Below are 10,267 nucleotides of genomic sequence, written 5' to 3'. Positions count from 1 at the left end.
ATAGTCCTCGGCCGCACTTCCACCAAAGAGGAATGCCAGGTTGGTTCAGTTCAACCCAATATTAACATGCAGTTAATGCAGAACCTTCCATTGTTCAAGCTGGTTCCCGACCCACCTTGTCCCTCAATGCTGTTGCCTTACGGGTTTTACGGCAAGAGAGAGAGATTGGGTAGTGTCATAAAAGTGTTGATATCTTTTTGTGAAAGCCCTGCTGAATCAAGGTTTGTCAAGAGCTCATCAACATATTTGGGACACCACCAGAGATTGAAATCATTGAAGACTATCATCTCGTTTGCGTTGGCAGGTGGCTTAAGTCAAGAACATTGCCCCAGCCCCCTCTCCATAAATTGAGAGGGGAAGTTTGGGTAAGTTAATTCGATCCAATTCCTAAGAGACAAAAAAACCATCAATATGTCGATTTTGAGTAAACAGGCATGATTGATTACGTATCAATCACCCCCAAATATAAAAATGACAGTCATTTTCACGGTAAAATCAACAGAACACAATCTATTATCTGGATTGACAACTTCCTTTTTTCCAGTTTCTGATAAGTTCCAGAAATGTTCTGACTCCAATTCCGGATGGCCCCTTGGGTATGTAACTTTTTTCCGTAAAATCCCAGGCTGTTCCGGCAATGTCAATATGCGCCCAGTGAATATCCCCAACAAAATGCTGAAGATAGGCTGCCGCAGTAATGGTTCCGGCTGATTTTCCTCCTGTGTTTTTGATATCAGCCACCTTTGACTCTATCTGTTTGCTGTATGGCTTTCCAAGGGGCAGTCGCCAAAGGGGTTCTCCGGCTCTATGACCGGCATCTTCAAGAAGCTTCACAAGCTCATCACTGTTACCAAGTACCCCTGAATAATGATGACCAAGACCTGTTATAACAGCTCCTGTCAATGTGGCAATATCAACCACACATGATGGTTTGTACTGTTCAATACCATAAGCAAGGGCATCTGCAAGGATAAGTCGTCCCTCAGCATCTGTATTGATTATTTCCGAAGTAATGCCATTGTAATGGCGTATAATATCACCAGGTTTCATTGCAGCACTGCCTGAAAGATTATCTGTTGCAGGAATAATGGCAACCACGCCCACCCCAGGTTTTTCGTGCCCAACTGCCTGCATGGCTGCAATAACAGCCGCACCACCGCACATATCATACTTCATGTCAGCCATTCCTGCAGGCGGCTTGAGACATATTCCTCCAGAATCAAAGGTAAGCCCCTTTCCCACAAGCAAAATTGTCTGGGATTTTCGTTTGGGCTGATATTCAAGTATAACCATGCAGGGCTCTTCGGCAGAGCCCTGATTAACGGCAAGCAGGCCCCCCATGCCAAGCCTCTTAATCTCCTCTTTATTTATAATTTTACATTTAAGGTCATATTTTTTTGCCAATGCGTCAGCATATGCTGCAAAATCCAGAGCTTTCCACCCATTTCCTGGCTCGTTGGCCATATCCCTTGCATCACAGGCAGCCTGGGCGGAAGCAACTCCAAGTTTTACTGATTTTCGCACATTTGCAGCATGCTCTCCGGCAAAGACCCTCACTTCGTTGATACCAGAATATTCCGGCTCCTGTTCATCTGCTTTTTTATATTTGGTGAAACGGTAATCCCCAAGAAGAATTCCTTCTATAAGGGATTCTGCCACTTCTCCTGAATAATCTCCTGCAATTTCAGGAACCGTTACCATTATTTTTGAAGCCTTCACAGTTGAGCAAACCTTTGAAACCGTACCCCCTGCCTGCCTGAATGCCTCACGTATAGCACAAAGCTTACCGAAGTCTGTCTCTTTTTCATCCACACTGGCACTGCCCCTTTTTTTATCTTTTTCATCACCCTGCCCAAAAGGTTTACCAATGCCTGTCACAAGTACCCGCCTGGCATTCAGGGAAGATTTGCTTTCTCCAATATCAGGATAAAAGAGAAGGGTCTTATCTGTTTTTCCTGAAAAATCCCCGTATTCATGGGCACGGGAGACCTCTTTTTGTATCAGGGGATTACATACAAGCTCTCCATCCACTGCTTCCGGAACAAAACAGACCAGAAGATCTCCATCATATTGCTCTATCTTTTTTTCGCTGACCATCACTTTTGTAGTTTTCATATTTTCACCTTTTTATCTCGTCTAATCATTCACTACCCTGCTGCATTTTTTTTAATCACTCTGTACCAGATTTAATGAATAATTGACAGAATTGCAACAAAGAAAGGGCAGACATAAATGTCTGCCCTTTCCTAAACTATAACAGGTAAAATCCTTAAAAACTAATTGTTCACAAAAAAGGTCAAAACCATTTTTTACCGTAAAAATGACTATTATTTTTATATTTGGAGGTGATTGATACATAATCAATCATGCCTGTTTACCGTGAAAATAGATACAAATTTCCATATTTGGGGGTGGCTGAATGCCGGCCATGACCGTTTACTATAAACCAACAGGGCGGTTCACCGCCATAATCCAAGACTTGAAAGTCTTTATAAAAACAGCCACTTACGGTGACTTTTATATAGAAGATTAAAGAGTCATGGGAATATCGCCAAGGCTTAAATCCTTGTCTGTAATAATACCGTCAATCACCTTCTGTTTACCATCTTTATCAATGGTCAGGGAAAAGGTACGGTCATCTGCAAGTTTTCTGAACCAGAAATCACCGAAATTATCAGTTGTTGCAGTAAAGGTTTCTCCGGATTCACTATCTTTCAAAGTACAGGCAGCTCCAATGATAACCTCTTTTTCAACAGGGTCATAAATTGTTCCTGCAACAAATTTCTTTGGCAGATTTTTGTAATAGACCCTTGATTTTGTTCCGGCTTCAGGATTTAAAAACTCTGCATCCTTAATAAAATCCCTGAAATCATCCTCTTCTCCAAATCTTAAGGCATCTGTGGGACACTGATCAACACACCTTGGAACCGTCCATTCATCGTCATTATCTAAAAGATGAGTACATCCGGTGCATTTCTGGGCAATATTTAGCCCCTCATTGAAGAATATGGCATCATGTGGGCAGGTATCTTTACAGAGCTTGCATCCTGTACACTTATCAGGATTAATGAGAACAAGGCCATCTTCTCTTTTGGTGATTGCATCATACTTACACTGCTCAATACATGGAGCATCATCACAATGGTGACACATTTTGGGTATATAAGTCACTTTAACCTTTGGAACCTGACCTCTTACAAGCTCTGTCAAACCGATCCAGAACTGCCCTGTATCTGGCTGGGGCTTTGCATAAGGAGTCCAGTCATTTGCAACATGCTCATCCTTGCAGGCAATCTGGCAGCAGTAGCAGCCATTACATACAGACAGATCTATAAAAAACGCTTTCATTATTTTTTCCCTCCTATCACCCAGGCATCAAATCTTAGGCCTGAATCAGGGTCATATTCACGTGCAAATGCATCAGGATAATCCCGTCTCCACTGATCCATCTCCTCACCTGTTACTCTCTGAACATCTGCAAGATATCCCTGGACAACATTACCTACGCAGTTCTTTGAGGTAATGGGACTTGGTGTTATTGTGTTTATTGCTCCACCACGTTCTATTTCACCGGTTTTTATTGGATCATGTCTGGCACCATGATCAACCGAGATTACACCAGGACGAATCCGCTCTGTTACATATGCCCCTGCAAGAACAATTCCCCGCTCATTAAAGACCTTGACGATATCTCCATGTTTGATCCCTCGCTTTTCAGCTTCAGATGTATGCATCCACACTGGTTCATATTTGTATCCATCAGGGCCAAGAACCTTGCATGTCGGGGCTTCCCTTGTCCAGGTAATATCGTCACACTGGGCATGGACACGCCATCTTCCATGGTTTGACATCACAAGAAGAGGAAAAAGTTTTGCCCTGTGGCTGGAGAGACGCTCATCATGGTTAAAGCTCTTTTCAATCCATTTTGGAATGGGAGGTCTCTCTTCATCATCGGGAAAGGCCTTTGCAAGGCTTTCAGAATAAAATTCAAGTTTTCCTGTGGGGGTTCCAAGGGGAAATCGTTCAGGATCATTATAAAAATTTCTAAGCCCCGGAGAATCCTCTTCCCAGTCAGGTGCAGTATTATAAACCCAGTATTTTTTCTCTTTTAACTGCTCCCAGGTTACAAGTTTTTCGCCACCCATGTACTCCCAGATTTTTTTCTGAAGATCGGGAATTGTCTGGCCGTCTGTAAGGGTCTGCTCCATGTCAAACTGCTTTCCTATCTCAACAACTATCTCAAAGTCACTTTTTGACTCTCCCACAGGTTCAATGGCCTTGTCAGCAATCATGATATTTGGCTGCATTGTACCCTGACGGATATTTGTAAGAATATCATCAACTTCCATAAAAGTGTTGGCAGGCAGGATTATATCAGCATAGAGACAGTCATTTTCAAGCCAGGGATGCTGGGCTACAATGGTTTCAATTTTGGGACTGCGAAGTGCAAGCTCTGTTTCATTGCCGTAGTTCCAGCATGTGATACGGCATGGAGTATCAGTCCATATCATATGGATATCCACCCCGCCCTTCTCTTTTGCAATGGGATAGGTATATTTGTTGAACTGATCCTTTACAAGGGCATTCTGGGCTCCTGTGCCATGGAACTCAATTGGCCCGTCACGGTTAATGGCGTGCTGAATCAATGTTTTGGGAATAACCTGCTCCTGCCATGCAGTGACAGATGAAAATACAGGAAGGGAAAGCCGCTCTTCAATTTCAGGATTCCAGAAAAATGTTCCGCCAAGACCTTCAGCCCTTGGCATACCAAAATAGGTAAGCTGATGCTGATGGACCCCAGGGCCACCAAGACCCTGCATTCCAAGAAGAATACACTCAAGACGGGCAGGCTCATGGGCAAAAGCTCCCCTGATCATGCCACCGCCAAAATAGTGGGCAATTGAGGTGGTTTTTTCGGCAAACTCCCGGGCAAGGGCTTTTATTGTCCATTCAGGAACTCCGCATTTTTTTGATGCCCATGCAGGTGTCTTGGGAACCCCATCCTCTTCTCCCATAACATAATCTTTTACCTTGTCAAAGCCAATGGTATGGGTTTCAACATAATCTTTATTATAGGTATCCTCTATGATCCACATATAGATAATGGCCAACTGAAGGGCAGCATCTGTATTGGGCAGAACCGGAATCCATTTGTCGGCATGGACTGCCGCTCCATAATTAAGATCTGGGCAAATATAGATCTGTTTTATATTTGCCTCGGTCCAGAAGTAGCATAGACGGCTTGCAAATTGACCTGTAAATCCCCATGGAGTGGTTTCAGGATCACATCCCCAGAATAGTACCATGTCGGCATTTTCTGTGGTGTCTTTCACAATATTGGCAGCAGGGAACATTATTCCCTGGGCACCCTGACCCCACACATGCTTTGCTCCCCAGTACCACCCTTCCCAACTATCGGGATTTCTCACCTGAAGTGTAAAACCGCCAAGATGGTCCAGCAGAACGCCTGCATGGCCGTGGGGTGTATTTATGGTCTTACACTCACCATGACCATCACCCTGAAGAAGCACAGCATTGTGACCATACTCCTTATGAACGCGCTTGATCTCGTCAGCAACAAGCTTTGCTGCTTCATCCCAGGAGATCCTTACAAATTTGCTTTTACCGCGATTCTGGGTATTTCTCTCTCCATTGGGATCCCAGTCAAGCCGTTTCAGAGGATACTTTATGCGGTTGGGAGAATAGACCCTTTTTTTATAGGCAAGAGAAAATGGGCCTGGCAGGGATTTCCATGTGGGCTCAATGGTTTTGCCATTTCTGGTCATTTTCCACTGTCTGACCTCACTTTTATCATACTTCCATCCATAACGCATGGGACGTACCCGGACGATTTTTCCATCCTTAACATCCACCATTCCCTCAGCTCCGCCGCCAAAATATCCGCCGAGTCCGAGAGATCGTAACACTGTCTTGTCTTTTGTCTTGATGGTTTTCATTAAATGGTTGCCTCCTCTGATTGATATTCCGGCTGCTCTCTTACATAACGGCTATCTTCTATAGCCTGCTGCTTTTATCAAAAAACCTTCATAAAATACTGATATATAAAGACTTTCATGCATCGTCGTGATACTTTCGCTATCATGGGGGTTTGTTAAAAAGTATCAAATCTTGATTCATGCAATATTACATGCAATCAAGAAGATGTCAACCAATTTTTTTGACCATAGCACTATTAACTAAAGCTTTTCCATAAGAGCGTTCATTTGCAGAATATAAGAGAGCGTTTCATCAAAGCGATAGATCTCAAAATTTTTTTCTTGACAATTTTCTGCTTTCTGACTACGTAGAAAGGCATATGAGAATTTAATGCATAAAATAAAGTGAGACATAATATGGATGGGGAAATCCATTATTTACACAATTATGTTAATCGAGTTTTTGCATATTAGCTTCATTAATTCACCTACCTGAACAGAATACTCTGGAATTATAATGATCAAAATGTTATTAACAGGAATAACACTTGGTTGTTTTTTAGCAAGCTATATTACATGCAATATTGTATTTTTAAGCAAAGAGGGGATAAATGACTCTGTTGATTAAGTCCAATTTCGAGAAGCACAACCACAATATAATGAGTTTTAAACTCCATTTAACGCTTTATATTGTGGTGTGTTTTAACAAAAAAGCATTAAATCAAAAGGCTCATAAATGCAGCTTCTACAACAGTGTAGGCATCGTCAATAGTGACAATGCCACAGGTTTATATTTTTAATACTTTTTAAGGGGAGGTTTTACAGATGCGGATAAACAAACTATATGCAATTGTGTCTCTGATTATCGTGCCCGTCATGGCAGCAGGGTTTATTGCAACAGCAGGAGCTGAAACAATCAAGCTGACATACGCAAATTTTTTCCCGCCGTTTCACGTTCAATCCCAACTTGCAGAATCTTGGTGCAAGGAAGTTGAAAAAAGAACAGGAGGTGCTGTTAAGATTGACTACTATCCTGGTGGTACCTTGTCAAAAGCTCCCCAGATTTATGATAATGTTGAAATGGGTGTGGCAGATATAGGGATGACTGTTCTTGCATATTCAAGGGGACGATTTCCGGTACTTGGTGCTGTGGATCTTCCAATGGGGTACACAAGTGGCGTTGTAGCAACCAAAGTTGCAAATGCGGTTCTTGAAAAATTCAATCCAAAAGAAGTTCAGGATACCAAAGTCATGTTTCTCCATGCACATGGTCCAGGATACATCAATACAGTTTCAAAAGCTGTACATAATATGGAAGACATGAAGGGTCTTAAAATAAGATCAACCGGAATGAGTACGATTCTTGTGAAAGCACTTGGAGGAACCCCTGTGGCCCAGAGCATGGGTGATGCATATCAAAGTCTTCAAAAAGGTGTTGTTGACGGCAGTGCCCATCCACTTGAAGCCAACAAGGGTTGGAAACTTGGTGAAGTTTTAAAGTATTGTATTGCAGAAAACTCTGTAGCCTATACAACCAATATGATTGTTACAATGAACAAATCAAAATGGAACTCTCTTTCACCTGAAATCCAGAAAACAATATCTGAAATCAATGCTGAATGGGCAGTAAAACATGGTGAAGCATGGGATCAGATTGATGTTGAAGGAAGAAACTTCATCGTTGACAGGGGGAATGAAGTGATCACACTTTCCCCGGAGGAGTCACTGAAATGGAAAAATGCCGTCCGTCCTTCACTTGATGAATATGCAGAGGATCTCAATAAGAAAGGCTTGCCAGGCAGTGAAATTGTACAGTTTATAATGGATAGCATTAAGCAGCTCCAATAGTTCTGGATAGTCACTGAAACCATAAAAAATATTGAGTGTACCCTTTTTGAACTCTTCTCCCTCTCTCCGGTCATGGAGAGGGTTGGGGGGTGAGCTTTCTTAGCAACAATTTACGCCGGATATTTAAAACTCATCAATCATAAGTTCTCCCAATGAACACTAAATATAGTACTTTCAAGCAATTAAAAAACACAATATATGGTGACGGATTTGAGAACTTACGACTCTTGAGTTCAAAAAAGGTTACACTCAAACAAATTAGTTTTCTTGAAAGCTGTATGAACTTATGACTGACAAATTTTAAAATCAAAGCGATTAAATAAACAGTAGAGACAAGGCATGCCTTGTCTCTACTACAAAACGACCACCGCAAAAATTACAACCACGTAACAGTAAAATCTACTGGCACTAAAAATAAATTTATCATTTTTTGCAAATTTTATAATTATCTAAGGTTTTTCTATGAAAACATTGTGGATATTCCTGGACAAAATGCAGGATAAAATGAAAATGCTTGCTGCCATCTGCCTCATGGGAATGTGCCTTATGACCTGTGCGGATGTCTTTCTGAGAGCCACATTCAATCATCCAATCTTTGGCACAGAGGAAATTGTATCAATTTGTGCCATACTTGCCATTGCCTTTTCACTGCCATACTCACACAAAAAAGATGTCCATATAGGTGTAGAGATACTTGTAAGACTTCTATCAAAAAGAGCGCAATCAATTATAAAAGTTGTAACCCAAACTTTCTCTTTCATTATTATGGTAATCATAACATGGCGGATGTTTTTGTATGCTGGAACAATGGCCAACTCTGGGGAACTTTCCATGAATCTTCAGTTGCCAATGTATTACTTTGTATATATTCTGTTTGTGTGTTTTCTGGTTTTTTCAGTAATGATTTTAAAGGATATTATCCAGTTTTTTACAGGAGTTGAAGAAGAGTTATGAGTCCTACTTTTATTGGTGTGACAGGTATTGTTATCATGCTTGCCATTTTTATGACAAGAATGCCTGTTGCCTACGTCATGACAATGGTCGGATTTATCGGATTCAGCAGTTTGATCTCTCTGAAAGCAGGGCTTGTACTTCTGCCACGAATTTTTTATGACTCCTTTTCCGCATATGAGCTGACCACCATCCCTCTTTTTGTACTGATGGGTCAGCTTGCATTCAACGGTGGAATAAGCAGAAAGCTTTACAATACAGCATATACCTTTCTTGGCAATGTAAAGGGTGGGCTTGCCATGACAACCGTTGCCACATGCACAGCTTTTGGAGCAGTATGTGGCTCAAGCCCTGCAACAGCCGCTACAATGGCAACAGTCGGGATGCCCGAGATGCGACGATTTGGTTATGCTGATTCCCTCTCTGCCGGGTCTGTTGCATCAGGCGGAGGCCTTGGCATGATCATGCCTCCAAGCGTTGTCCTAATAATATATGGAATATTGACAGAACAATCCATTGGAGCACTTTTTGTTTCCGGCATATTCCCAGCTTTTTTGATGACTTTCCTTTTTATTATATGCGTCTATATCACATGTAAAATAGACCCCAGTCAGGGACCAAGGGGAGAAAAATTCACCTGGGCACAGAAAATAAAATCCCTGGCCGGCCTTGCTGATACAATGATAGTCTTTGCACTTGTCATGAGCGGGCTGTTCTATGGTTTTTTTACACCCACAGAATCGGCTGCCATTGGTGTTCTGGGCGTACTTATTGTTTCTGTTATCAGAAGGCAACTTACATGGAAGGCATTTGTAAAGTCACTCTACGAGACATTGCAGACTTCCTGCATGATCCTTTTTCTCATTGCTGGTGCTGTTGTTTTTGGAAAATTTCTTGCTGTTACAAGAATCCCCTTTGAAATTGCAACATGGGTAAGCGGTTTTGATATGCCTGCGGTATTTATCATAGGCATCATTATCACAATTTATTTTATCGGCGGATGCTTTATGGATTCCCTGGGTCTTATAATGCTGACCATCCCGATATTCTTTCCAATAGTAACCAACCTTGGATATGATCCAATCTGGTTTGGCGTTATTATTGTTCTTGTGACTGAAATGGGTGTAATCACCCCTCCTGTGGGAATCAATGTCTATGTTGTTTATGGTGTCTCCCAAAGTGTTGTGGGGGATATATCCCTTGAGTCAATTTTCAAGGGTATATTTCCATTTTTAATGGCAACAGTTGTCGGAATTATTCTTATGATGATTTTTCCAAAGATTATACTTTTTCTACCAAACCTTATGTATTAAAAAAATCTGACATGCCCCACTCAAAGAGGGGCACAAAGGCGAGCTGTTGCAGAGACTTTCTATAGCGTTCCAGAAAAATATTTTATTTTTTTGTAAAAAATTAATCCAGATAACAGATAGTTAGACTTTTTCATTATCAATTTAATTATCTGGAATACTATAATAACCCCCATGTTTGCTTACGCATCACAACGAAACATGAAAGTCGTTTTATATCAG

Annotated in this window: 7 protein-coding genes; 4 read left to right on the top strand and 3 right to left on the bottom strand. The window is 41.5% G+C overall.

The genetic code is table 11. The annotated features are described in order from the left end of the window. Positions 1-351, top strand: a 351-nt coding sequence (locus tag MTBBW1_RS29255; protein ID WP_222424150.1) for a hypothetical protein, incomplete at its 5' end; no start/stop codon positions are given. A gap of 162 nt (positions 352-513) precedes the next feature. Here the strand turns inward: MTBBW1_RS29255 and MTBBW1_RS23475 are convergent. From MTBBW1_RS23475 to MTBBW1_RS23465, 3 genes are all read right to left on the bottom strand, one after another. Then, the gene (locus tag MTBBW1_RS23475; protein WP_080808110.1) at positions 514-2,115 is read right to left on the bottom strand and encodes a leucyl aminopeptidase; all 1,602 of its coding nucleotides are present in this window, start codon (positions 2,113-2,115) and stop codon (positions 514-516) included. Between the two features lie 414 nt (positions 2,116-2,529). Continuing rightward, complete coding sequence (locus MTBBW1_RS23470) at positions 2,530-3,348, bottom strand: 4Fe-4S dicluster domain-containing protein (protein WP_080808108.1); 819 nt, start codon at positions 3,346-3,348, stop codon at positions 2,530-2,532. Then, positions 3,348-5,957 (bottom strand): molybdopterin-dependent oxidoreductase, encoded by a 2,610-nt coding sequence (locus tag MTBBW1_RS23465; RefSeq protein ID WP_080808105.1) that lies wholly within the window; start codon positions 5,955-5,957, stop codon positions 3,348-3,350. The genes MTBBW1_RS23470 and MTBBW1_RS23465 overlap by 1 nt, the downstream gene beginning before the upstream one ends. An 804-nt stretch (positions 5,958-6,761) precedes the next feature. Here MTBBW1_RS23465 and MTBBW1_RS23460 point away from each other — a divergent pair. The 3 genes from MTBBW1_RS23460 (at position 6,762) to MTBBW1_RS23450 (ending at position 10,048) form a co-directional block, all read left to right on the top strand. Next, positions 6,762-7,784 carry a TRAP transporter substrate-binding protein gene (locus tag MTBBW1_RS23460; protein WP_087881840.1) on the top strand — a complete coding sequence of 341 codons (1,023 nt, stop codon included), beginning with the start codon at positions 6,762-6,764 and terminating at the stop codon, positions 7,782-7,784. Positions 7,785-8,276: 492 nt separating this feature from the next. Beyond that, complete coding sequence (locus MTBBW1_RS23455) at positions 8,277-8,738, top strand: TRAP transporter small permease (RefSeq protein ID WP_222424149.1); 462 nt, start codon at positions 8,277-8,279, stop codon at positions 8,736-8,738. After that, entirely contained in the window at positions 8,735-10,048 is a 1,314-nt protein-coding gene (locus MTBBW1_RS23450) for a TRAP transporter large permease (protein WP_080808100.1), read from the top strand. The genes MTBBW1_RS23455 and MTBBW1_RS23450 overlap by 4 nt, the downstream gene beginning before the upstream one ends. Positions 10,049-10,267 lie beyond the last annotated feature (219 nt).

This window comes from Desulfamplus magnetovallimortis (assembly GCF_900170035.1).
Lineage (GTDB): Bacteria > Desulfobacterota > Desulfobacteria > Desulfobacterales > Desulfobacteraceae > Desulfamplus > Desulfamplus magnetovallimortis.
The sequence above is the reverse complement of the archived record's forward strand: the minus strand, read 5'-3'. Positions and strand labels throughout refer to the sequence as shown.

Bases quoted from the DNA above. Each gene is read 5' to 3' on its own strand.
- MTBBW1_RS23475 (WP_080808110.1), bottom strand. From the start codon at position 2,115: ATGAAAACTACAAAAGTGATGGTCAGCGAAAAAAAGATAGAGCAATAT.
- MTBBW1_RS23470 (WP_080808108.1), bottom strand. From the start codon at position 3,348: ATGAAAGCGTTTTTTATAGATCTGTCTGTATGTAATGGCTGCTACTGC.
- MTBBW1_RS23465 (WP_080808105.1), bottom strand. From the start codon at position 5,957: ATGAAAACCATCAAGACAAAAGACAAGACAGTGTTACGATCTCTCGGA.
- MTBBW1_RS23460 (WP_087881840.1), top strand. From the start codon at position 6,762: ATGCGGATAAACAAACTATATGCAATTGTGTCTCTGATTATCGTGCCC.
- MTBBW1_RS23455 (WP_222424149.1), top strand. From the start codon at position 8,277: ATGCAGGATAAAATGAAAATGCTTGCTGCCATCTGCCTCATGGGAATG.
- MTBBW1_RS23450 (WP_080808100.1), top strand. From the start codon at position 8,735: ATGAGTCCTACTTTTATTGGTGTGACAGGTATTGTTATCATGCTTGCC.